Below are 22,579 nucleotides of genomic sequence, written 5' to 3'. Positions count from 1 at the left end.
GTGGCCGACTACGCCCAGGTCACCGCGGCCGACGCCGTCGGACTCGTCCAGCGCGACGAGGTCTGGCTGCTCGACGTCCGCGAGCCGCACGAATGGGCGGCGGGGCACGCTCCTGCCGCCCACCACATCCCGATGGGGGAGATCGGCGCCCGGCAGGACGAGCTCCCGGCCGATACGGCGATCCTGGTGGTCTGCCACTCCGGAGTCCGCTCCGCGATGGTGACGCAGGCCCTCGACGGCGCCGGCTACGAGGTCGCCAACGTCGACGCCGGCATGACCGCCTGGGCCGCGGCGGGCGGCGACGTGGTCGACGGCGAGGGGCGTCCGGGACGCATCGGCTGACGCCGGTACCGTCCGCCCCGGGCGGAACGGTCATCGGCATCGTCCGCACGGGCGATAATGGGGCGATGGAGATCCTCGCGTGACGGAAACGACGACGACGTCCTCGACCGCTGCCCTGCGCAGACTGGTCCCGCGGATCTTCTCGCGCGCGCAGCCCTCCGGCGCCGTCGACACCCTCGTCCGCACCGTCCGGATGCACCACCCCAAGAGCGACATCGCGCTCATCGAGCGCGCGTACTCGGTCGCCGAGCGGGCGCACGCGAACCAGAAGCGCCGCAGCGGTGAGCCGTACATCACGCATCCGCTGGCCGTCGCGCAGATCCTCGCCGATCTCGGCATCGGCTCGAAGACGATCGCGGCCGCGCTGCTGCACGACACCGTCGAGGACACCGACTACCAGCTCGACGAGCTCCGCGCGGACTTCGGCGACGAGGTCGCGATGCTCGTCGACGGCGTCACCAAGCTCGACAAGGTCAAGTACGGCGACAGCGCGCAGGCCGAGACCGTCCGCAAGATGATCGTGGCGATGTCGAAGGACATCCGCGTCCTGATCATCAAGCTCGCCGACCGCCTCCACAACGCGCGGACCTGGGGCTTCGTCCCCGCCGAGTCCGCGGCCCGCAAGGCCACTGAGACCCTCGAGATCTACGCGCCGCTGGCGCACCGCCTCGGCATCCAGGCCATCAAGTGGGAGCTCGAGGACCTGTCCTTCGCGGTGCTCTACCCCAAGATCTACAACGAGATCGAGAGCCTGGTGAAGCGGCGGACGCCGCAGCGCGAGGAGTTCGTGCAGAACGTCATCGACCTGATCAGCGAGGACCTGCGGGCCGGGCGGATCCGCGGTCGCGTCGTCGGCCGGCCGAAGCAGTACTACTCGATCTACCAGAAGATGGTCGTCCGCGGTCGCGAGTTCGACGAGATCTACGACCTGGTCGGCATCCGCGTCCTCGTGAACTCGGTGCGCGACTGCTACGCCGTGCTCGGCTCGATCCACGCCCGCTGGACGCCGATGCCGGGCCGGTTCAAGGACTACATCGCCACTCCGAAGTTCAACCTCTACCAGTCGCTGCACACGACGGTGGTCGGGCCGAAGGGCCGTGCGGTCGAGATCCAGATCCGCACCAACGAGATGCACCAGCACGCGGAGTTCGGCATCGCGGCGCACTGGAAGTACAAGGAGCAGATGGCCACCGGCAAGGTGCCCACCTCCGGATCGAACGACACCGACCTCGCCTGGCTCGCGCACCTCTCGGACTGGCAGTCGGAGACCACCGACCCGAACGAGTTCCTCGACTCCCTCCGCTTCGAGATCGGCGCCAAGGAGGTCTACGTCTTCACCCCGAAGGGACGCGTGATCGGCCTGCCGACCGGCGCGACCCCGGTCGACTTCGCCTACGCGGTGCACACCGAGGTCGGGCACCGGACGATGGGCGCCAAGGTCAACGGGCGCCTCGTGCCGCTGGAGTCCGCTCTGACGACGGGCGACGTGGTCGAGGTCTTCACCTCGAAGAACCCCGACTCGGGACCGAGCCAGGACTGGCTCCACTTCGTCCAGAGCCCGCGGGCCCGCAACAAGATCCGCCAGTGGTTCACCAAAGAGCGGCGCGACGAGGCGATCGAGCAGGGCAAGGACTCCATCGCCCGGGCGATGCGGAAGCAGAACCTCCCGCTGCAGAAGCTGATGAGCCAGGACACCTTCACCGAGGTGGCCAGCCAGCTGCGCTACAACGACGTCGAGGCGCTCTACGCGGCCGTCGGCGAGGGCCACGTCTCGACACAGTCGGTGCTCGAGAAGGTCGTCTCCTCCATCCAGGGCGATCCGGAGTCGGACGAGAACGAGGTCACCCTCCCGCGCTCGCCCCGGCCGCGGAGCCGGAGCAGCGAGTCGGGCGTCCTCGTGAAGGGCGCGCCGGACATCCTGGTCAAGCTCGCGAAGTGCTGCACCCCGGTTCCGGGCGACCAGATCGTCGGATTCGTGACGCGGGGAGCCGGCGTCTCCGTGCACCAGGCGAACTGCCACAACGTGCAGGAGCTGCTCAAGGAGCCGGAGCGGATCGTCGACGTCGAGTGGGCGCCGTCCTCCAAGAGCATCTTCCTCGTGCAGATCCAGGTCGAGGCGCTGGACCGCTCGGGCCTGCTGAGCGACGTGACGCGCGTGCTCTCGGAGCACCACGTCAACATCCTCTCGGCGACGGTCTCGACCTCGAGCGACCGGCTGGCGATCAGCCGGTTCGTCTTCGAGATGGGCGACACGACCCACCTGGACCGCGTGCTGAACGCCGTGCGCCGGATCGACGCCGTCTACGACGTCTATCGGGTCAACGGGGGCTGATCTCCGGGCGGCGTCTCGTCGAGTGCCGCCCGCAGCCGTCGTCCGACGATCCTCCGTCCGGCGACGGCGCTGCCCTCCTCGAGTCTCGCGACGACGGCGGCCAGCCCGGTCCGGGTGCTGCGCGAGAGCGCCCGGAGGATCGAGCCCGCGTCCTCCGTCCGGGCGAGGTCGATCAGCGTTCGGGCAGGCGACGTGACCGGCGTCCCGCCGAGGAGGACGACGTCGTCCTCGTCGAGCAGCACTTCATGGCAGCGCAGGCGGGGGTTCGACGGCACCTGTCGGCGCTTCCGCCGGTCGATGGAGGCGCTGTGCACCGGCGGCGGGTCGTGCGTCGCTCCGTGCACCCAGGCGGCGGAGAGACGATCGGCGACGGCGCCGCGGGGGAGCAGCGAGCGCAGGGAGGCTGCCCGCTCGGACGCCCCCAGGGGCAGGTCCGCGACGAGGAAGCCCTCGTCGAGCGCGACCAGCTCGCCGTCGAGGCGTGCGGCGCACAGCTCCGCGAGGGGGAGATGCCCGGGGAGGAGGACGGAGGGGAGGCGCATCCGGCCATGCTGGCCGATGCGCCTCCCCTCCGGAGCGTCGCGAGCGGATCTGTGGAGGGATCCGCCGGAGCGGGTCTAGCCGATCGCGTCGAGCCAGACCTTGCGGGCGTCGAGCGCCTCCTGAGCCTGGGCGATCGCGTCGCGGTCGCCGCGCGCCTTCGCCTCGTCGAGCTCGTCCTGGAGCTTCTGGATCGCGGCGGTCAGCTGCGAGGCGAGGCCCTCGGAGCGGGCCTTGCGCTCCGGGTTGCTCCGGTTCCAGTGCTCCTCGTCGAGCTTGCGGACATGCGCCTCGACCTTGCGGAGGCGGTCCTCGACCGTGCGCACCTGCTCGCGCGGCACGCGGCCGACGGCGTCCCAGCGCTCCTGGATCGAGAGCAGCACCCGCTTGGCCTTCTCGCGGTCCTGCTCCTGCAGGAGCGGCTCCGCCTCCTCGAGGAGGGCGAGCTTGAGGTCGAGGTTCTCGGTGTACTCGACGCTCTCCTGCGCGACGATCTCGGCCTTGGCGCCGTAGATCGCGTCGCCGGCGGCCTTGAAGCGGGCCCAGAGCGCGTCGTCGAACCGCTTGCCGGCCCGGCCTGCGACACGCCAGCGCTCGAGGAGCGCCCGGTAGTCCGGGATGGCGTCCGCGCCCTGCGGCACCAGCGCCTCGGCCTGGTCGATCAGCGCCTGCTTGGCCTGCTTGGCCTCGCGGTGCGCGGAGTCGAGGTCGGCGAAGAACGCCTTGCGGTTCTGCTCGATCGTGGTGCGCGCACCGCGGAACCGGCGCCACAGCTCGTTCGCGTCGTTCTTGGGCAGGCGCGGACCCTGCTGCTGGTGGTTCTGCCAGCGGGCGAAGAGGTCGTCGATGGCAGCGCTGGCCTGCTTCCACTGCGTCTTCGCCGGGTCGACCGCCGCCAGGGCCTCGGCCTCGGCGACGATGGCCTCGCGGTAGGCGAGGGCCTCGGACAGCGCGGCCTTGGACTCGGCCGCCTGCTGCTCGGTCAGATCCTCGACGGAGCCGCTCAGCGCGTCGACCCGGGTCTGCAGCGACTCGAGGTCGCCGACCGCGTTCGCCTGCGCGATGGCCGCGGACAGCGACTGCACCGTGCGTGCGACGTCTCCGGCGGGTGCGCCCCGCTTGGCGCGCTGCTCGAGCAGGGAGACCTGCCCGGCGAGCTCCGTGTACTTGCGCTCGTAGTAGGCGAGCGCCTCCTCGGGAGTCGCATCGGGGTACTGGCCGACCTCTCGCTCCCCGTCGCCGACGCGGACGTAGACCGTCCCGTCGTCGCCGACCCGTCCCCACGGCTGCTGGTCACTCATCGCTCGGAGCCTCACCTTGCTGTTCGATGTCGTGCTTCTCGGTGCCCGTCGCGTCGTCGGCCGGTGGGGCTCGACGGCCGGAGGGCCGAAGACCGCGCTCGGCCGCGAACGGGCAGTGACGACAAGCCTATTGCACTCCCCGCGCGGGCGGACCGTGACGACGCCGCGGGTGCGGCTACTGGACGGAGACGGACGTGATGGTCACGGGCTCGGCGGGTGCGCCGTCACTCGATCCGTCGGCCGTGCCCTTCGACACGACGTCGGCGACCAGCGCGTCCAGCCCCGAGGTGACCTGCCCGAGCACGGTGTACCCGCCGGCCGCGTCGGCGGGCAGGGTCGTGTCCTGGTAGACGACGAAGAACTGGCTGCCCTGGCTGTAGCCGTTGCCGCCCTGACGGGCCATCGCGATGGTCCCGGCCGGGTAGACGCCGTCCTCGGGCGCGTTCTCGACGGGGCCGTAGCTGTAGCCCGGTCCGCCGGTGCCGTCGCCGTTCGGGTCGCCGCACTGGAGGACGTAGAGGCCCTCGGTGGTGAGGCGGTGGCAGGAGACGCCGTCGTAGAAGCCGGACTGCGTCAGCGAGATGAAGGACGAGACGGCCTGCGGTGCGGCGGCGCCGGCGAGCGTGATGCCCAGCGGGTCCTCGCCGATCGTGAGCGTGCCCGTCCAGTCGCGGCCCTCGGCGATGTCCGAGGAGGGCACGTCGCCGGTGTTCTCGCCCGTCGCTTCGGGCGTCGGGGTCGAGGAGGAGGAGGGGGTCGGCGCGGCGACCGGCGTGCCGGGGCCGCCGGAGAAGTAGAGGATCTGGGCGACGACGGCGAGCCCGATCACGACGACGGCGGCGATCGCCGCGATCACGTTGTCGCGCACGCGCCGCTTCTGCCTCGAGCGGTGGAGGCTCTGACGGGCCTGGTAGGCCCGGAGCCGGGTGCGCGCCTCGCGGTCGTTCGACTTGCCCTGGGCCACGTGTTCCTCCGACGTCCTCGTCCGCGCGGCTTCGGCGCGGCGGCCCGCGCACGCAGGCCGCGTCGAGCCTACGAGAACCGCCGGAGGCGCGACAAACGCCGCTCCGTCGCGCCGAGCGGTCGGGCCGGGGATCTGTCGGAGGCCGTCGTTACGCTGGGGGCATGACCATGCAGCAGGCCGGACTCCGCTCCGGGGCGACTCCGCTCGCCGTGCGGATGCGGCCGCGCAGCCTCGAGGAGGTCGCCGGTCAGCGCCATCTCCTCACGCCCGGCTCGCCCCTGGTCGCCCTCGCCGCCGACACGACGGGGGAGCGGGGAGCGGTGTCCGTCATCCTCTGGGGCCCTCCGGGCACGGGCAAGACCACGCTCGCGCAGGCGGTGGCCCACTCCAGCGGCCGCCGCTTCGTCGAGCTCTCCGCCGTCACGGCGGGCGTGAAGGACGTGCGGCAGGTGATGGAGGAGGCGCTCTCCACCCGCGACCTCTACGGCACGTCGACGGTGCTCTTCCTCGACGAGATCCACCGCTTCACGAAGGCCCAGCAGGACGCGCTGCTGCCCGGGGTCGAGAACGGGTGGGTCATCCTCATCGCGGCCACGACCGAGAACCCCTCGTTCTCGGTGATCGCGCCGCTGCTCTCGCGCTCGCTCCTGCTGACCCTCGAGCCGCTCAGCGACGACGACCTGGGCGTCCTGGTCGACCGCGCCCTGCACGACGAGCGGGGCCTCCGCGACTCCGTGACGCTGGAGGAGGAGGCCCGGGCGAGCATCGTGCGGCTCGCCTCCGGAGACGCCCGGCGGGCGCTGACCGCGCTCGAGGCCGCCGCCACCTCCGCCCGCTCGGAGGCCCGCGAGGCCGACCGGGTCGCCCGGGCCGCCGCCGCGGAGGACCCGGACGAGGAGGACGACGAGGAGGACGCTCCCGTCGAGGCGGTCGCCGAGGAGCCCGCGCTCCCCGTCATCACGACCGAGGTCGTCGCGCGCGCCGTCGACCGCGCCCTGCTGCGCTACGACCGCAACGGCGACGAGCACTACGACGTCATCAGCGCCTTCATCAAGTCCATCCGGGGCTCCGACGTCGACGCGGCGCTCCACTACCTGGCCCGGATGATCGAGGCGGGGGAGGATCCGCGGTTCATCGCGCGCCGCATCATCGTCTCCGCGTCCGAGGACATCGGCATGGCCGACCCGCAGGCGCTCGTCGTCGCGATCGCCGCGGCCGACGCCGTGCAGTTCATCGGCATGCCGGAGGGACGCATCCCGCTCGCCCAGGCGGTCGTGCACCTGGCGACCGCTCCGAAGTCGAACGCGTCCTACTCCGCCATCGACGCGGCCATCGCGGACGTGCGTGCGGGCCGCGCGGGGCGGGTCCCGCCGCACCTGCGCGACGCGCACTACCCCGGCGCCAAGAAGCTCGGCCACGGCAAGGGCTACCGGTACCCGCACGACGCCGACCTCGGCGTGCTCGAGCAGCAGTACCTCCCGGACCCGCTCCAGGGCGCGCGGTACTACCGGCCCACCGAGCACGGCAACGAGCGCGACGTCTCCGCGCGCCTGGCGAAGCTCCTGCGCATCATCCGCGGCGACCGGGGCTGACCTCGCCGACCGCGTGCTCGCGGGACCCGCACGGGAGGCCGCGGCCTGATAGTCTTGCGAGGTTGCCCACCGCTCTGTAGCCGAGCGGAGCAGCACATCCCTCTGAATCGCGCAGCCCGCCACTGCGGTCACCCTTCCCCCGCACCCGCGGAGGACACGACCGCGGCGTCCGCCCTCCTCCCGGAGCCGGCGGTCGAGAGCTGCGACCGAACCTCTCAGACCTTGGAAGGACTACTGTGTCGACCACGTCCCGTACCCGTTCGAAGACGCGCCTCTCGCGCGCCCTCGGCATCCCCCTGACCCCGAAGGCCGCCCGCTACCTCGAGAAGCGTCCCTACGCTCCCGGTGAGCACGGCCGCTCGAAGCGCAAGGCCGACTCCGACTACGCGGTCCGCCTGCGTGAGAAGCAGCGTCTGCGCGCCCAGTACGGCATCCGCGAGAAGCAGCTCCGCATCGCCTTCCAGGAGGCGCGCCGCACCCAGGGCCTGACCGGTGAGAACCTGGTCGAGCTCCTCGAGATGCGCCTCGACGCCCTCGTCCTGCGCTCGGGCTTCGCCCGTACCACCGCGCAGGCGCGCCAGTTCGTCACCCACCGCCACATCATGGTGGACGGCAAGACGGTCGACCGCCCCTCCTTCCGCGTGAAGCCGGGCCAGGTCATCCACGTCAAGACCCGCTCCGAGGGCACCGAGCCCTTCCAGGTCGCCGCCGCCGGTGGACACGTCGACGTCCTCCCCAAGACCCCGGGCTACCTCGAGGTCGAGATCGACAAGCTGCAGGCGACGCTCCTGCGCCGCCCGAAGCGCGCCGAGGTCCCCGTGACCTGCGAAGTGCAGCTCGTCGTCGAGTACTACGCGGCCCGCTGAGTCCAGCCCCGCAGAGAAAGGCCCCGGTGTCCGCACCGGGGCCTTTCCCGTTCCCGGGGTCTCGGCGTGCGATCTGCAGGCACCTGCGCGATCTGCAGGCACTTGCGCGATCTGCAGGCACTTGCGCGATCTGCACGCACCTGCGCGACCTGCAGGGGACCTGCGCGATCTGCAGGCACCTGCGCGATCTGCAGGGGAAGGTGCGATCTACAGGGGAAGGTGCGATCTACAGGGGATGTCGGGGTTCCGACTCCGATCATGTGGAAAAACAGGCGATTCGCCCTGCAGGACCTGCAGACGGCACCTCCGCCCCCTGCAGACGGCACAGCGCCCTGCAGACGGCACACCCGCGCCCTGCAGACGGCACATCCGCCCCGTGCAGACGGCACGGCGGCCAGGCACGGTCACCTGCAGACGGCACGGCGTCTCGGCACGGACCCCTGCACACGGCACGGTCACCTGCAGACCGCATGGACACCTGCACACGGCACAGGCACTTGCAGATCGCACGCGGGGACCCGGCGCGCACGCCCGCTCGCAGCCCGTCGGTAGGCTGGAGTGCCGCGCTGGGCGGCATCGAACGGAGGTCACCGTGACCGGTGGAGACATCGCAGGGCTCATCGCCGCGGGGGTGTTCGCGATCCTGGTGGCGATCACCGCCGTCCCGCTCTGGAAGCTCGGACGCGTCTTCGACAGCACGAGCGAGGCCATCAAGCAGGCCGGCGACGGCCTGACGCCGATCCTCGACGAGTCGGCCTCCACCCTCCGCGAGGCCAACCACCAGCTGGCCCGGGTGGACACGATCACGAAGGACGTCGCCGAGGTCACCGGCAACGTCAACGCGCTCGTCGCCCTCACGGCCGCGACCGTCGGCGGTCCGCTGATCAAGCTCGCCGGCTTCACCGCCGGAGTCCGCGCCGTGCTCGTCGCCGGACGCACGGCCGACAAGGCCGGAGCCGCGGTCGGCCGCTCCGCCGCGAAGCGCACGAAGCGGCCGCGCTCGAAGTAGCGCCGCGCCCGCGCCCTAGAATCGAACGGGTCGTCGCGCCGCCGCGCCCGCCCCGCCGCTGTGGAAGGACACCCCGTGAAGAACATCCTCCTGATCGTCATCGGGATCGGCCTCGGATTCGCGGTCGCCCACCAGGTCTCGCGCACCGAGGCGGGCGCCCGGCTCTTCGCCGACATCAACCGCACCGCGAAGGAGCTCGGCGAGGCCGTCTCCGAGGGCTACCACCAGCGCGAGGCCGAACTGAAGGCCGCCATCGGCGAGGGCTGACGCCCCGCCGCCCGACATCCGCGTCGTCACCGACCGAACCGTAACGGAACCCATGCAGACCGCAGACATCCGCAACCGCTGGCTCGACTTCTTCGGGAGCCGCGGCCACACCGTGGTCCCCTCCGCCTCCCTCGTGAGCGAGGACCCGAGCCTCCTCTTCACCGTCGCCGGCATGGTGCCGTTCGTGCCCTACCTCACCGGAGTGGTCCCCGCGCCGTTCCCGCGCGCGACCAGCGTGCAGAAGTGCATCCGCACCAACGACATCGAGGAGGTCGGCAAGACGCCGCGTCACGGCACGTTCTTCCAGATGAACGGCAACTTCTCCTTCGGCGACTACTTCAAGGAGGGGGCGATCGGCTACGCCTGGGAGCTGCTCACCGGCGCCGAGAGCGACGGGGGACTGGGCTTCGACGAGAAGGATCTCTGGGTCACCGTCTACAAGGACGACGACGAGGCGATCGCGCTCTGGAAGACGATCGCGGGACTGCCGGACGAGCGCATCCAGCGCCTGGACAAGGACACCAACTACTGGTCGACCGGCCAGCCCGGCCCCGCCGGGCCCTGCTCCGAGATCTTCTTCGACCGCGGCCCCGCCTACGGGATCGACGGCGGCCCGGCGACGGACGACGACCGCTACGTGGAGATCTGGAACCTCGTCTTCATGCAGTACCTCCGCGGAGAGGGCACGAGCAAGGTCGACTTCGACATCCTCGGCGAGCTGCCGCGCAAGAACATCGACACCGGCATGGGCCTCGAGCGCGTCGCCTTCCTCAAGCAGGGCGTCGAGAACATGTACGAGATCGACCAGGTCCGGCCGGTCCTCGACCGCGCCGCCGAGCTCTCGGGCCGCCGCTACGGAGCCGTCCACGAGGACGACGTCCGCATGCGCGTCATCGCCGACCACGTGCGCTCCTCGCTGATGCTGCTGTCGGACGGCGTGACGCCGTCCAACGAGGGGCGCGGCTACATCCTCCGCCGCCTGATGCGCCGCACCGTGCGCGCCATGCGCCTGCTCGGAGTGGACACCGCGACGTTCCCCGAGCTCTTCACCGCCTCGCGCGACGCGATGGCATCCGCCTACCCCGAGGTGTCCACCGAGTTCGAGCGCCTCTCGACCAGCGCCTACGGCGAGGAGGAGGCGTTCCTGCGCACCCTCGCGGCCGGCACCGAGATCCTCGACCTCGCCGTCCTGAAGACGAAGAAGGCCGAGTCGCCGACGCTGCCGGGAGACACCGCGTTCCTCCTGCACGACACTTTCGGATTCCCGATCGACCTCACCCTCGAGATCGCCGAGGAGTCGGGCCTGACGGTCGACCGCGAGGCGTTCGACTCCCTCATGACCGCGCAGCGGACGCGGGCGAAGGCGGACGCGAAGTCGAAGAAGTCGGCGCTGGCCGACCTCTCGGTCTACGCCGACTTCCGCGCCCACGGCGAGACGCTGTTCACCGGCTACGACGTGCTCGACACCGAGACGCGCATCCTCGGCCTCATCGTCGGCGGGGAGTCCGTCACCAAGGCGGTCGCGGGCGACATCGCGGAGGTGATCCTCGAGGCGACCAGCCTCTACGCGGAGTCCGGCGGCCAGGAGGCCGACGCGGGCCGCATCGTCGGCTCCGGCTTCGACCTCGAGGTCCTCGACGTGCAGAAGCCCGTCAAGGGGCTCATCAGCCACAAGGTCCAGGTCGCCAGCGGCGAGGTCGGAGTGGGCGACGCCGCCACCTCCGTCGTCGACCGCGACTGGCGCCGGGGCGCCACGCAGGCCCACTCGGGCACGCACCTCATCCACGCCGCGCTGCGCCAGGTCCTCGGCCCGCAGGCGCACCAGTCCGGCTCGTACAACAAGGCGGGCTACCTGCGCCTGGACTTCTCGTGGAACCAGGCCCTCTCACTCGAGACCCGCAGCGAGATCGAGGAGATCGCCAACACCGCGATCCGGGACAACCTCGAGGTCGTCACGCGCGAGCTCCCGATCGACGAGGCGAAGGCGCTCGGCGCGATGGCCCTCTTCGGCGAGAAGTACGGCGACGTCGTCCGCGTGGTCGACATCGGCGGGCCCTGGTCGCGCGAGCTCTGCGCGGGCACCCACGTCGGGCGCTCGTCCGAGGTCGGCGTGATCAGCCTGGTCAGCGAGTCCTCGGTCGGATCGACGAACCGCCGCGTCGAGTCGCTCGTGGGCCGCGAGGCCTTCCAGGAGCTCGCCGCCGAGCGCGCCCTCGTCAGCACGATCTCGTCCTCGCTGAAGACCCCGCGCGAGCAGCTGCCCGAGCGGATCGGCGAGCTCGTCGCGAGCCTCAAGGCCGCCGAGAAGCGGATCGCCGCGTTCGAGGCCAAGGCCCTCTCCGACCGGGTGCCCGCCCTCGCGGCGACCCGCCGCACAGTGGGCGGCACGACCGTCGTCGCCGAGAACATCGGCACCGCGGGATCGACCGACGAGCTGCGCTCCCTCGTGACCTCCGTCCGCGAGCGGCTCGGCCAGGAGCCGGCCGTCGTCGCGCTGGCCGCCGACGTCTCGGGCAAGCCCGCCGTGATCGTCGCCACCAACCAGGCCGCCCGCGATCAGGGCCGCCGCGCGGGTGCGCTCGCCAAGCGCGCCGCCGGGATCCTCGGCGGCGGCGGAGGCGGCAAGGACGACCTCGCCCAGGGCGGCGGCTCCGACGTCTCCGCCATCGGCGCGGCACTCGAGGCCGTGGTCCAGGAAGCGACCAGCTGAATGGGCCGGTTCGGCGTCCGGCTCGGCATCGATGTGGGCCGAGCCCGCATCGGGGTCGCCCGGTGCGACGCCGACGGCCTGCTCGCGGTGCCCGTCGAGACGGTCCCGCGGGCGGGCACTGACGGCGGATCCTCGGACGTCTCCCGGATCGCGCACCTCGCCGCCGAGTACGATGCGCAGGCGATCATCGTCGGACTGCCGCTGTCGCTGTCGGGGGCCGAGACGGCCTCGACGGAGGACGCGCGCGGATTCGCTCGGCTGCTCGCCGAAGCGGTCCCCACCGCTCCGGTGCGGCTCGTCGACGAGCGGCTGTCGACGGTCACCGCCCAGAGCGCCCTGCACCGCTCCGGACGCACCACCCGCGGCTCCCGAGCCGTGATCGACCAGGTCGCCGCCGTGGTGATCCTGCAGCACGCCATCGATTCCGAGCGCTCGGCCGGCACCCCGGCCGGAGTCCTGCTCGAACCGAACGAAGGACCTCCTCGTGACCGACGTCCCCCCGAGCCGCCGCGACGCCCGCGCCGCCGAGCAGTCGCAGCCGACTCCGCCCGACCCGACTCCGGAGCAGCAGCCCGCGCCGACTGAGGCGCACGATCCGCTGGGCCGCCTCTTCACCGGGCCCGACGTGCCCGAGCCCCGCGGCCGCGACGACGCCGCCGCGTTCGACCCGGACGCGCGCCCGAAGCGGCGCCGCGCGGCTCGCGCGACCGGCGGCGCGAAGAAGCGCCGCAGCCGCCGCGGGCTCATCGGCGGGCTCCTGGCCTTCGGCGTCTTCGCCGCGCTCGTCGCCATCGCCGTGACGATCTTCCTCGAGCCCGTGCGCGGCCTGTTCGCCGAGCCCGAGCCGACCGACTTCACCGGCACCGGCTCGAGCGAGGTGCTGTTCACGATCCACCAGGGCGACGGCGGCAGCGACATCGCCAACAACCTCGTCTCGGACGGGGTCATCAAGTCCTACGACCCGTTCTACGACCTGCTCCTCGCCCAGAGCCCCGAGCCCGTCTTCCAGCCCGGCGCCTACTCGCTCAAGGCCGAGATGAGCGCCAAGGCCGCACTGTCGGCGCTGCTCGACTCCGAGTCGACCCGCCTCGCGAACACCTTCGTCATCCCCGAGGGGACGGCCCTCAAGGAGGCGCTGCCGCTCATCGCCGACGGCACCGGGGTCGCGCTGACGGACCTCGAGGCGGCCGCCGCCGACTGGGGCTCGTTCGGACTCCCGGCCGGCGCGACGAGCCTCGAGGGGTTCCTGTTCCCCGCGACGTACGACATCGACCCGTCGACGCCCGCGCACGACATCCTGAAGACGCTGGTCGACCGGATGTACCAGGCGCTCGACCAGGCCGGCGTGCCGGTGGACGACCGCTACCGCGTCGTCGTGTTCGCCTCCCTCGTGCAGCGCGAGGCCCGCGTCGCCGAGGACTTCCCGAAGGTCGCGCGCGTGTTCCAGAACCGTCTCGACCAGGGGTGGCGCCTGCAGTCGGACGCGACCGTGGCCTACGGGACCGGCGCGACCGACCGCGTCTCGACGACGGACGCCGAGCGGAACGACGCCGGCAACGTCTACAACACCTACCAGCGCGACGGACTGCCGCCCGCGCCGATCTCGAACCCGGGCGACGTGGCGATCGACGCGGTCATGCACCCCGCGGACGGCACCTGGATGTACTTCGTCACGGTGAACCTCGAGACGGGCGAGACGGTCTACTCCACCACCGACGCCGAGCACAACGCGGCCGTCGACCAGTGGCAGGCCTGGATGCGGGACCACCCGGAGTACCAGTGACGGCCGCCGGGTACCGCCTCGCGGTCCTCGGCGCGCCGATCGCGCACTCGAAGTCGCCCGCGCTGCACGCGGCCGCCTACCGGGTGCTCGGACTCGACTGGAGCTACCGTGCCGTCGAGACGACCGAGGAGACCCTCGCCGAGGTCGTGTCCGGCGAGCCCTGGCACGGCCTGTCGCTGACCATGCCGCTCAAGCACGCGGTGCGTCCGCTGCTGGCCGAGGAGGACGCGGTCGCCCGGGTCACCGGCGCGGTCAACACCGTGCTGGTCGACCGCTCCGGCCCGGCACCCCGCCTCCGCGGCTTCAACACCGATGTCGCGGGCATCGTGCGGGCCCTCGCCGAGGCGGGCGTCGTCTCGGCGGAGCGCGTCCAGGTGCTCGGCGGGGGAGCGACCGCCGCCTCCGCCCTCGCCGCCGCCGCCGGACTGGGTGCGGCGCGGGTCGACCTCGTCCTGCGGACGGCGTCGAGGGCCGCCGAGCTCGCTCCGCTCGCGGAGTCGCTCGGCGTCTCGCTCTCGGTCCACTCGTTCGGCGACTGGTCCACCGGAGCGCCCCTGGTGATCTCGACGCTCCCGGGCGGAGCAGCGGACAACCTCGACGTCCCGGACGCGGCGGTCGCGGGCTCCACCCTGTTCGACGTGGCGTACTCCCCGTGGCCGAGCGCGCTCGCCCGGCGCTGGGAGCAGGGCGGCTCCCCGGTCGTCTCGGGGCTCGGGATGCTGCTCCACCAGGCCCTCGTGCAGGTGCGGATCTTCGTCGGCGGCGACCCGGCCCTGCCTCTCGAACGCGAGGACGAGGTGCTCGCCGCGATGCGCCGAGCCGTCTCGGCGGGCCCGGCGCACTGACCTCGTGTGCCAGAATCGGAGGATGCTCCGTTGGCTCACGGCCGGGGAATCCCACGGTCCCGAACTCGTCGCCGTCCTCGAAGGACTGCCGGCGGGCGTCCCCGTCTCCCTCGACGACATCCGCGCCGATCTGGCGCGCCGGAAGCTCGGCTACGGCCGCGGGGCCCGGATGAACTTCGAGCAGGACGAGCTGACGATCTCCTCCGGCGTCCGGCACGGAGCGACGATGGGCAGCCCCATCGCCCTGCGCATCGGCAACACGGAGTGGCCGCGCTGGGTCGACGTCATGTCGGCGGAGCCCCGCGACCCCGAGAGCCTGCCGAAGGGCCGCGGAGCCGCGCTCACCCGTCCCCGCCCGGGCCACGCCGACCTCGTCGGGATGCAGAAGTACGGCTTCCCCGAGTCCCGCAACGTGCTCGAGCGCGCTTCCGCCCGCGAGACCGCTGCCCGCGTCGCCCTCGGCGCCGTCGCCCGCCGCTTCCTCGGCGAGCTCGGCATCGCGCTCGTCAGCCACACGCTCGCCATCGGGCCGGTCCGCGTGCCCGAGGGCTCGCCGCTGCCCGGGCCGGCAGATGTCGCCGCCCTCGACGCGGACCCGTTGCGCTGCCACGACGCCGCGACCAGCGCCCTCATGGTGGCCGAGGTGGACCGCGCCCACGACGACGGCGACACCCTCGGCGGCGTGGTCGAGGTCCTCGCGTACGGCCTCCCGCCCGGACTCGGCTCCTACGTGCACTGGGACCGTCGCCTCGACGCCCAGCTCGCGGCGGCACTGATGGGCATCCAGGCGATCAAGGGCGTCGAGGTCGGAGACGGCTTCCTCACCACCACCCGCCGCGGCTCGGAGGCGCACGACGAGCTGTTCCAGGCCGCCGCCGGGATCTCCCGGTCCAGCGACCGGGCCGGCGGCACCGAGGGCGGGATGAGCACGGGGACCGTGCTGCGGGTCCGCGCCGGCATGAAGCCGATCGCGACCGTGCCGCACGCCCTGCGCACCGTCGACGTCGCCACGGGTGAGGCGGCGGGCGCCCACCACCAGCGCTCCGACGTCTGCGCGGTGCCGGCGTCGGGCGTCGTCGCGGAGGCGATGGTCGCCCTGGTGCTCGCGAACGCCGTGCTCGAGAAGTTCGGCGGCGACAGCGTCACCGAGACCCGCCGCAACCTGCAGGGCTACCTCGCCGCCGTCCCCGACGAGCTCCGCACGGCCGCCGCGAGCGACCCGGGTCTCGGGCTCGCCTGATGGCCGCGTCCTCGGCGGCCCGCTGATGGCGGGTCACGATACCGGCGCGGCCCGCGCCCGCGTCGTCCTGATCGGCCCGATGGGGGCCGGCAAGACGACGATCGGCAAGCGGGTCGCGAAGGCGCTGAGCGCCGGGTTCGTCGACTCCGATGCGGAGTTCGTGCGCACCCACGGCCCGATCGCCCCCTACTTCGACGCCCACGGCGAGCCGGCCTTCCGCCGCGAGGAGCGCCGCGTCGTCGAGCGCGCCGTCCGCCGCGACGTCGTGCTGAGCCTCGGCGGGGGAGCGGTGCTCGATCCTGCGACGCGCGCCGACCTCGCCGACGTGCCCGTCGTTCTTCTCACCACCACGGCCGAGGCCGTCCGCGACCGGCTCGGCTCCGGCTCCCGCCCTCTGGTGCGCGGCGGGGTCGGCGACTGGGTCCGCATCTTCGACGAGCGGCGCCCGGTCTACGAGTCCCTCGCGGACACCGTGGTCGACACCTCCCGGCGGCCGATCACCCTGATCGCCGCCGAGATCGCGGAGTGGGTGCGCGCGCAGCGCTCCTCCGCCACCCCTGCACCATCGGACCCGGCGGCCACGAGCCGCCCGAGCGGAAGACAGTCATGAACGACGGCACCACCGCCATTCCCGTCGCCGGAGAGAACGGCTACGACATCCACGTCGGGCGCGGACTCCTCGACGGCCTCGCCGACGCGATCGGCCCCCGGGCCGCGAAGGTGCTCATCGTGCACCCGCCGACCCTCGCGGTCCTCGCCGCCGAGATCCGCGAGAGCCTGCTCGAGCGCTACGAGGTGCTGCTCGCCGAGGTCCCGGACGCCGAGGCCGCGAAGCGCGTGGAGGTCGCGGCGTTCTGCTGGCAGGTGATGGGGCAGTCGGACTTCACCCGCACGGACGTGGTCGTCGGCTTCGGCGGCGGCGCGATCACCGACCTGGCCGGCTTCGTCGCCGCCACCTGGCTCCGCGGGGTCGACCTGGTGCAGGTGCCGACCACGGTGCTCGGGATGGTCGACGCGGCCGTCGGCGGGAAGACCGGCATCAACACGGCCGAGGGCAAGAATCTCGTCGGCGCCTTCCACGCGCCGCGGGCGGTCGTCGCCGATCTCGACGTGCTGACCAGCCTCCCGCGCAACGAGATCCTCGCCGGCTTCGGCGAGATCGTGAAGTACGGGATGATCGCCGAGCCCCGCATCCTCGATATCATCGAGTCCGACATCGACCTGGCCACCGACCCGACGTCGGAGGAGTTCCGCAGCCTGGTCGAGCTGTCGATCGGGATCAAGGCGCGGGTCGTCGGCGAGGACTTCACCGAGAAGGGCCTGCGCGAGATCCTGAACTACGGGCACACCCTCGGGCACGCGGTCGAGCACGCCGAGCGGTACCAGTGGCGCCACGGCGCGGCGGTCTCCGTCGGGATGATGTTCGCGGCCGAGCTCTCGCGCCTGACCGGATCGCTCAGCGACGCGGTCGTGGACCGCCAGCGCCGGGTCCTCGAGTCGCTGACCCTGCCGACGAGCTACCCGCTCGGCCGGTGGGAGACGCTCCTCGCCGCCATGCAGCGCGACAAGAAGACCCGCGCGGGGATGCTGCGCTTCGTGGTCCTCGACGACATCGCGCGGCCGAGCATCCTGCAGGGTCCGGAGACGTCGCTGCTGTTCGCGGCGTACCAGGAGATCGGGTCGTAGCTCCGGCTGAGCAGGAGCCCTCGCCGGGGCGGCGCCGTCAGCCTCCGCCCAGGGCCGCCCTCCGCGCCTGGGCGTACTCGGCCTCGGTGATCGTTCCCGCCGCTCGCAGCGCCTCCAGCTCGGCGAGCCGGTCCGCGAGCGGGCGGGCGGAGCCGGGACCCTCGCGGGCGAAGCGGGCCGCGACGTCGGTCCGCAGGGTCAGCGGATCCACTCCGAGCGAGCGCGCCCGGCGCACGTTCACGACGATCAGCACCACGACGAGCACGATCACGACGGCGATGACGATCGGCACGGCGGTGAACGCGATCGAGTACCAGGGCGGCACGACGATGTCGGCGGGAACGGTGTCCATGTGCTCCTCCTCGGGGTCGGTCCTCCACCGTCTCGCGCTCCGGCGGACCGGTGGGGCGATTCGCACGCGGCGTCCAGACTCCTCTGCCGACGGGGCCGCGTCGACTACACTCGACGGGTCAGCCGGACCGGCCGATATCGCCGCGCCCGCGTACCGGGCTCGCCGGCGCAGACTTCCACCGAAACGGATCCCCCTTCGCATGGCCTCTACCACCGACATCAAGAACGGCACCGTCCTCAGCATCGACGGCCAGCTCTGGAACGTCATCGACTTCCAGCACGTCAAGCCGGGCAAGGGCGGCGCCTTCGTCCGCACGAAGATGAAGAACGTCCTCACCGGAAAGGTCGTCGACAAGACCTTCAACGCGGGCGCCAAGATCGACACGGCCAACGTCGACCGCCGCGACTTCCAGTACCTCTACCGCGACGGCGCGGACTTCGTGTTCATGGACACCAGCGACTACGACCAGATCACCGTCCCCGAGGCGGTCGTCGGCGACGCGGCGAACTTCATGCTCGAGAACCAGAACGTGACCCTCGCCCTGCACGACGGCGACCCCCTCTACATCGACCTCCCCGCCTCGGTCGTCCTCGAGATCACCTACACGGAGCCCGGCCTCCAGGGCGACCGCTCGACCGGCGGCACCAAGCCCGCGACGGTCGAGACCGGCTACCAGATCCAGGTCCCGCTCTTCCTCGAGCAGGGCACGAAGGTCAAGGTCGACACCCGCACGGGCGACTACCTCGGCCGCGTCAGCTGAGCCGGGCCTCCCGTGAGTGCTCGCACGAAGGCGCGCAAGCGCGCCCTCGACATCCTCTACAACGCCGACGTCCGGCAGATCAGCTTCGCCCAGTCGCTGCGCGCCGAGGCCGAGCGGGCGGCGAACGAGCCGGCTCGTGAGGCCTCGTGGCTCTACGCCCGCGAGATCGTCGACGGAGTCATCGACCACGCCGACGAGATCGACGAGCTGATCGCCCGCCTCGCCCAGGGCTGGACCCTCTCGCGCATGCCGCTGGTCGACCGCGCGATCCTCCGGATCGGGGTGTGGGAGATCCTGCACAATGACGCGGTCCCCGACGGCGTCGCGATCTCCGAAGCCGTCGAGGCCGCGACGTCGCTGTCGACCGACGACTCGGCGGGCTTCATCAACGGGCTCCTGGCCTCGGTCGCGGAGTCCCGCACGACGGCCTGACCGCTACGAGACCGTCCTCGGCCCGCCGGATCCCCGTGATCCGGCGGGCCGAGGACGTTCCCGGGGGCCCGTCCGGCGGGGTGCGCGACGGCCCCTATACTCGACACGGCTTTTCCTTTAACAGCCGTCCTGTGAGGCGGGGAAGGAGGTCGGTGTGACGGCACGAATCGTGCTCAACGGCGCTGACATCACGCGAGCGCTCACGCGCATCGCCCACGAGATCCTCGAGTCGAACCGCGGCCCCGAGTCGCTGGTCATCCTCGGGATCCCCACGCGCGGCGTCGCCCTCGCGCGGCGCATCGCCGAGACGATCGCGCGGATCGAGCCGGACGCGGCCCCCGTCTTCGCCGGCTCCCTCGACGTGACGATGTACCGCGACGACCTCTCCCGGCACCCGGTCCGCACCCCCGCTCGCACCGCCGTCCCCGCGAGCATCGACGGCCGGACCGTGGTCCTCGTCGACGACGTCCTCTTCTCGGGCCGCACCATCCGCGCCGCCCTGGACGCCCTCAGCGACATCGGGCGTCCGCGAGCCGTGCGGCTGGCCGCGCTGGTCGACCGCGGGCACCGCGAGCTCCCGATCCGGGCCGACTTCGTCGGCAAGAACCTTCCGAGCAGCCTGAGCGAGCGGATCAACGTCCGGCTCGTCGAGACGGACGGCGAGGACCTGGTCGCGATCGAGTCGCACGCCACCGGCGAGGAGGCGGCTCCGTGAAGCACCTGCTCTCGACCCGCGACCTCGACCGCGCGAGCGCGATCGCCCTCCTCGACATCGCCGAGGACATGGCGGACGTGCAGAACCGCGAGGTCAAGAAGCTCCCGACCCTGCGCGGGAAGACCGTGGTCAACCTCTTCTTCGAGGACTCCACCCGCACGCGGATCTCGTTCGAGGCGGCGGCGAAGCGGCTCTCGGCCGACGTCATCAACTTCAGCGCGAAGGGCTCCAGCGTCTCGAAGGGCGAGAGCCTGAAGGACACCGCGCAGACGCTCGCCGCGATGGGCGCCGACGGCGTGGTCATCCGCCACAGCGCCTCCGGAGCTCCCGCGGTGCTGGCCGCGAGCGGCTGGATCGACGCGTCGATCCTCAACGCCGGCGACGGGACCCACGAGCACCCGACCCAGGCGCTCCTGGACGCGTTCACCATCCGCCGGCGCCTGCACGGCGCGTCCGCGTCCCGGGGCAAGAGCCTCGACGGCGTCGCGGTGACCATCGTCGGCGACGTCCTGCACTCGCGCGTGGCGCGCTCGAACGTCTGGCTGCTGACGGCGCTGGGCGCCGAGGTCACCCTGGTCGCTCCGCCGACCCTCGTGCCGGTCGACACGCGCGACTGGCCCGCGACCGTCCGCTTCGATCTGGACGAGGCGATCGACACCGGGCTCCCCGACGTCGTGATGCTCCTGCGCATCCAGCTCGAGCGGATGTCGAGCGGGTTCTTCCCCAACGGCCGTGAGTACGCGCGGATCTGGGGCCTCGACGACGAGCGGCTCGCCCGGCTGGGTCCGGATACCATCGTCATGCACCCCGGACCCATGAACAGGGGCGTCGAGATCTCCTCGGCGGCCGCCGATTCGAGCCGCTCCACGGTGCTCGAACAGGTCACGAACGGAGTGTCCGTCCGGATGGCCGCGCTCTACCTGCTGCTGTCCGGCGAACGGGAGGTCCACTGATGAGCACTGCCCAGCAACGCCCGAGCACGGCGACGGAGCGGATCCTGATCTCGGGAGCGACCCTCGCCGACGAGTCGACCGCCGACCTGCTGATCGACGGGGGCGTGATCGTCGAGATCGGCGCCGACCTCGACTCGAGCGGGGCCCGCGTGATCGACGCCGACGGCCTGCTGGCGCTGCCCGGCCTGGTCGACCTGCACACCCACCTCCGCGAGCCGGGGTTCGAGCAGAGCGAGACGATCCTCACCGGCACGCGCGCTGCGGCCGCGGGCGGCTTCACCGCCGTCTTCGCGATGGCGAACACCTCGCCGGTGCAGGACACCGCGGGCGTGGTCGAGCAGGTCCAGAGCCTGGGCGAGGACGCCGGCTACGCGACGGTCCGCCCGATCGGTGCGGTGACCGTGGGGCTGGCGGGGGAGTCGCTCGCCGAGCTCGGCGCGATGGCCCGCAGCCGTGCTGCCGTGCGGGTCTTCTCGGACGACGGGAAGTGCGTCTCGGACGCGCTGCTGATGCGGCGCGCGCTCGAGTACGTCAAAGCGTTCGACGGAGTCGTCGCCCAGCACGCGCAGGAGCCGCGGCTCACCGTCGGCGCGCAGATGAACGAGGGCGCCGTCTCCAGCGCCCTCGGGCTGCAGGGCTGGCCCGCCGTGGCCGAGGAGGCGATCATCGCGCGCGACGTGCTCCTCGCCGAGCACGTGGGCTCCCGCCTGCACGTCTGCCACGTCTCGACGGCGGGCTCGGTCGACGTCATCCGCTGGGCGAAGGCCCGGGGGATCGACGTGACCGCCGAGGTCACCCCCCACCACCTGCTCCTCACCGAGCAGGCCGTCGCCGGCCAGGACGGGCCGAGCTACGACGCCCGCTTCAAGGTGAACCCGCCGCTGCGCCGCGACGAGGACGTGCTCGCCCTCCGCGAGGCCCTCGCCGACGGCACCATCGACATCGTCGCCACCGACCACGCGCCGCACCCGGTGGAGGCGAAGGACTGCGAGTGGGACGCCGCGGCGTTCGGCATGGTCGGCCTCGAGAGCGCGCTGAGCGTGGTGCACGCCGCTGTCGTCGAGGACGGCCGGATGAGCTGGTCCGACGTCGCGCGCGTGCTCTCCTCCGCGCCCGCCCGCATCGGTCGGCTCGACGGCTACGACCGAGGCCTCGCCGTCGGGGCCGCCGCGAACGTCGTGCTCTACGACCCGGAGGCGCGCCGCCGCTTCTCGGCCGGGGATCTGCGCGGTCGCAGCGGCAACTCCCCGTACCTCGGTCGCGAGCTGCCGGGCCGCGTCGTCGCCACTCTCCACCGGGGCTTCCCGACCGTGCTGGACGGCGAGCTCGTCGACGCGGCGGTCGTCGCCGCGTCCGCGAAGGCCTCCCGTGGATAGGGCCGCGATCACGATCGTCATCGCCGCGGTCGTCGTCCTCGTCTTCGTCGGCATGCTGCTCTCCTGGCGCAAGCGGCGCCGCCGCTCGGCCGGCCTCGCGCCGGAGCCCGTGCCCGCGTCCTCGCTGGGTGCCGAGGTCGAGCGCGTCGACCTGCCGTACGTGGCCACGACCCGCTTCGAGCAGCCGCTCGAGCGCGTCGTGCTGCCCGGGCTCGGCTTCCGCGGCAACGCGGTGCTGCGCCTCCACGAGCGCGGCGTCGTGATCGCCCCCGTCGGCGAGCGCGAGACGGTGATCCCGGCCGCCCTCCTGCGCGGAGCGGGCCAGGGCAGCTACGTGATCGACCGCGTCGTCGAGGAGGGCGGCCTGCTCGTGATCTCCTGGTCGCCCCGCGGCGACGAGACCGTCGACAGCTACCTCCGTGTGGCCGAGCCCGCCCTCCGGGCGCACCTGGTCGCCGAGCTGCAGCGCCGCTTGCGCCAGGAGAGCAGCATGCCGACGAAGACGAGGACGACG

General features: G+C 72.2%; 22 protein-coding genes and 1 pseudogene. 19 read left to right on the top strand and 4 right to left on the bottom strand.

The features are described 5' to 3' along the window. Entirely contained in the window at positions 1 to 342 is a 342-nt protein-coding gene (locus C5C24_RS14410) for a rhodanese-like domain-containing protein (protein WP_104277670.1), read from the top strand. A 79-nt stretch (positions 343 to 421) separates the two neighbouring features. Next, on the top strand, positions 422 to 2,674 hold the full coding sequence (locus C5C24_RS14405) for a bifunctional (p)ppGpp synthetase/guanosine-3',5'-bis(diphosphate) 3'-pyrophosphohydrolase (protein ID WP_104224764.1): 2,253 nt from the start codon (positions 422 to 424) through the stop codon (positions 2,672 to 2,674). On the opposite strand, the gene C5C24_RS14400 is transcribed toward C5C24_RS14405, so the two are convergent. The 3 genes from C5C24_RS14400 to C5C24_RS14390 all read right to left on the bottom strand — a co-directional run bounded on the left by C5C24_RS14400 (position 2,653) and on the right by C5C24_RS14390 (position 5,479). Further along, entirely contained in the window at positions 2,653 to 3,216 is a 564-nt protein-coding gene (locus tag C5C24_RS14400; RefSeq protein ID WP_104277671.1) for a type IV toxin-antitoxin system AbiEi family antitoxin, read from the bottom strand. The two genes, C5C24_RS14405 and C5C24_RS14400, sit on opposite strands and share 22 nt — an antisense overlap. A 75-nt stretch (positions 3,217 to 3,291) precedes the next feature. Then, positions 3,292 to 4,515, bottom strand: a complete 1,224-nt coding sequence (locus C5C24_RS14395; protein ID WP_104224762.1) for a DUF349 domain-containing protein — start codon at positions 4,513 to 4,515, stop codon at positions 3,292 to 3,294. Between the two features lie 175 nt (positions 4,516 to 4,690). Further along, positions 4,691 to 5,479 carry a peptidylprolyl isomerase gene (locus tag C5C24_RS14390; protein ID WP_104277672.1) on the bottom strand — a complete coding sequence of 263 codons (789 nt, stop codon included), beginning with the start codon at positions 5,477 to 5,479 and terminating at the stop codon, positions 4,691 to 4,693. A 161-nt stretch (positions 5,480 to 5,640) separates the two neighbouring features. On the opposite strand from C5C24_RS14390, the gene C5C24_RS14385 reads away from it, so the two are divergent. The 11 genes and pseudogenes from C5C24_RS14385 to aroB all read left to right on the top strand — a co-directional run bounded on the left by C5C24_RS14385 (position 5,641) and on the right by aroB (position 17,477). After that, positions 5,641 to 7,071 (top strand): replication-associated recombination protein A, encoded by a 1,431-nt coding sequence (locus tag C5C24_RS14385; protein ID WP_104277673.1) that lies wholly within the window; start codon positions 5,641 to 5,643, stop codon positions 7,069 to 7,071. Between the two features lie 236 nt (positions 7,072 to 7,307). After that, entirely contained in the window at positions 7,308 to 7,937 is a 630-nt protein-coding gene (gene rpsD, locus C5C24_RS14380; RefSeq protein ID WP_068210518.1) for a 30S ribosomal protein S4, read from the top strand. 592 nt (positions 7,938 to 8,529) lie between these two features. Continuing rightward, positions 8,530 to 8,946 carry a DUF948 domain-containing protein gene (locus C5C24_RS14375; RefSeq protein ID WP_104277674.1) on the top strand — a complete coding sequence of 139 codons (417 nt, stop codon included), beginning with the start codon at positions 8,530 to 8,532 and terminating at the stop codon, positions 8,944 to 8,946. A gap of 75 nt (positions 8,947 to 9,021) precedes the next feature. Further along, a complete protein-coding gene (locus tag C5C24_RS14370; protein WP_104225329.1) occupies positions 9,022 to 9,213 on the top strand; it encodes a hypothetical protein in 192 nt (63 codons plus the stop codon). Between the two features lie 52 nt (positions 9,214 to 9,265). Beyond that, positions 9,266 to 11,923 (top strand): alanine--tRNA ligase, encoded by a 2,658-nt coding sequence (gene alaS / locus C5C24_RS14365; protein WP_104305292.1) that lies wholly within the window; start codon positions 9,266 to 9,268, stop codon positions 11,921 to 11,923. Next, positions 11,924 to 12,397: pseudogene (ruvX, locus tag C5C24_RS14360) on the top strand (Holliday junction resolvase RuvX); the annotation flags it as partial. 10 nt (positions 12,398 to 12,407) lie between these two features. Then, positions 12,408 to 13,706, top strand: a complete 1,299-nt coding sequence (mltG, locus tag C5C24_RS14355) for an endolytic transglycosylase MltG (RefSeq protein WP_181118419.1) — start codon at positions 12,408 to 12,410, stop codon at positions 13,704 to 13,706. After that, entirely contained in the window at positions 13,703 to 14,551 is an 849-nt protein-coding gene (locus C5C24_RS14350) for a shikimate dehydrogenase (RefSeq protein ID WP_258065276.1), read from the top strand. The genes mltG and C5C24_RS14350 overlap by 4 nt, the downstream gene beginning before the upstream one ends. 22 nt (positions 14,552 to 14,573) lie before the next feature. After that, on the top strand, positions 14,574 to 15,791 hold the full coding sequence (aroC, locus tag C5C24_RS14345) for a chorismate synthase (protein WP_104305291.1): 1,218 nt from the start codon (positions 14,574 to 14,576) through the stop codon (positions 15,789 to 15,791). Between the two features lie 25 nt (positions 15,792 to 15,816). Then, positions 15,817 to 16,401 carry a shikimate kinase gene (locus C5C24_RS14340; protein ID WP_104280649.1) on the top strand — a complete coding sequence of 195 codons (585 nt, stop codon included), beginning with the start codon at positions 15,817 to 15,819 and terminating at the stop codon, positions 16,399 to 16,401. After that, entirely contained in the window at positions 16,398 to 17,477 is a 1,080-nt protein-coding gene (gene aroB / locus C5C24_RS14335) for a 3-dehydroquinate synthase (RefSeq protein ID WP_104224752.1), read from the top strand. Before C5C24_RS14340 ends, aroB begins: the two co-directional genes overlap by 4 nt. Before the next feature lie 37 nt (positions 17,478 to 17,514). Here aroB and C5C24_RS14330 read toward each other — a convergent pair whose 3' ends face one another. Beyond that, a complete protein-coding gene (locus C5C24_RS14330; protein ID WP_104277681.1) occupies positions 17,515 to 17,829 on the bottom strand; it encodes an SHOCT domain-containing protein in 315 nt (104 codons plus the stop codon). A gap of 199 nt (positions 17,830 to 18,028) precedes the next feature. On the opposite strand from C5C24_RS14330, the gene efp reads away from it, so the two are divergent. The 6 genes from efp to C5C24_RS14300 form a co-directional block, all read left to right on the top strand. Continuing rightward, the gene (gene efp / locus C5C24_RS14325; RefSeq protein ID WP_068210208.1) at positions 18,029 to 18,589 is read left to right on the top strand and encodes an elongation factor P; all 561 of its coding nucleotides are present in this window, start codon (positions 18,029 to 18,031) and stop codon (positions 18,587 to 18,589) included. A 12-nt stretch (positions 18,590 to 18,601) separates the two neighbouring features. After that, positions 18,602 to 19,021: a transcription antitermination factor NusB gene (gene nusB / locus C5C24_RS14320; protein WP_104224751.1), complete on the top strand. Its 420-nt coding sequence runs from the start codon at positions 18,602 to 18,604 to the stop codon at positions 19,019 to 19,021. Positions 19,022 to 19,175: 154 nt separating this feature from the next. Then, entirely contained in the window at positions 19,176 to 19,736 is a 561-nt protein-coding gene (gene pyrR / locus C5C24_RS14315; RefSeq protein ID WP_104277682.1) for a bifunctional pyr operon transcriptional regulator/uracil phosphoribosyltransferase PyrR, read from the top strand. Further along, positions 19,733 to 20,689 carry an aspartate carbamoyltransferase catalytic subunit gene (locus C5C24_RS14310; protein WP_104277683.1) on the top strand — a complete coding sequence of 319 codons (957 nt, stop codon included), beginning with the start codon at positions 19,733 to 19,735 and terminating at the stop codon, positions 20,687 to 20,689. The genes pyrR and C5C24_RS14310 overlap by 4 nt, the downstream gene beginning before the upstream one ends. After that, on the top strand, positions 20,689 to 22,065 hold the full coding sequence (locus C5C24_RS14305) for a dihydroorotase (RefSeq protein ID WP_104305290.1): 1,377 nt from the start codon (positions 20,689 to 20,691) through the stop codon (positions 22,063 to 22,065). The genes C5C24_RS14310 and C5C24_RS14305 overlap by 1 nt, the downstream gene beginning before the upstream one ends. Next, positions 22,058 to 22,579: hypothetical protein (locus tag C5C24_RS14300; protein WP_104305289.1), on the top strand; the 522-nt coding region annotated here is incomplete at its 3' end. The genes C5C24_RS14305 and C5C24_RS14300, both read left to right, overlap by 8 nt.

It is taken from the genome of Rathayibacter sp. AY2B3, from assembly GCF_002931755.1.
Taxonomy (GTDB): Bacteria; Actinomycetota; Actinomycetes; order Actinomycetales; family Microbacteriaceae; genus Rathayibacter.
Note: the sequence above shows the minus strand (reverse complement) of the source record. Positions and strands in the feature narration are given on the sequence as shown.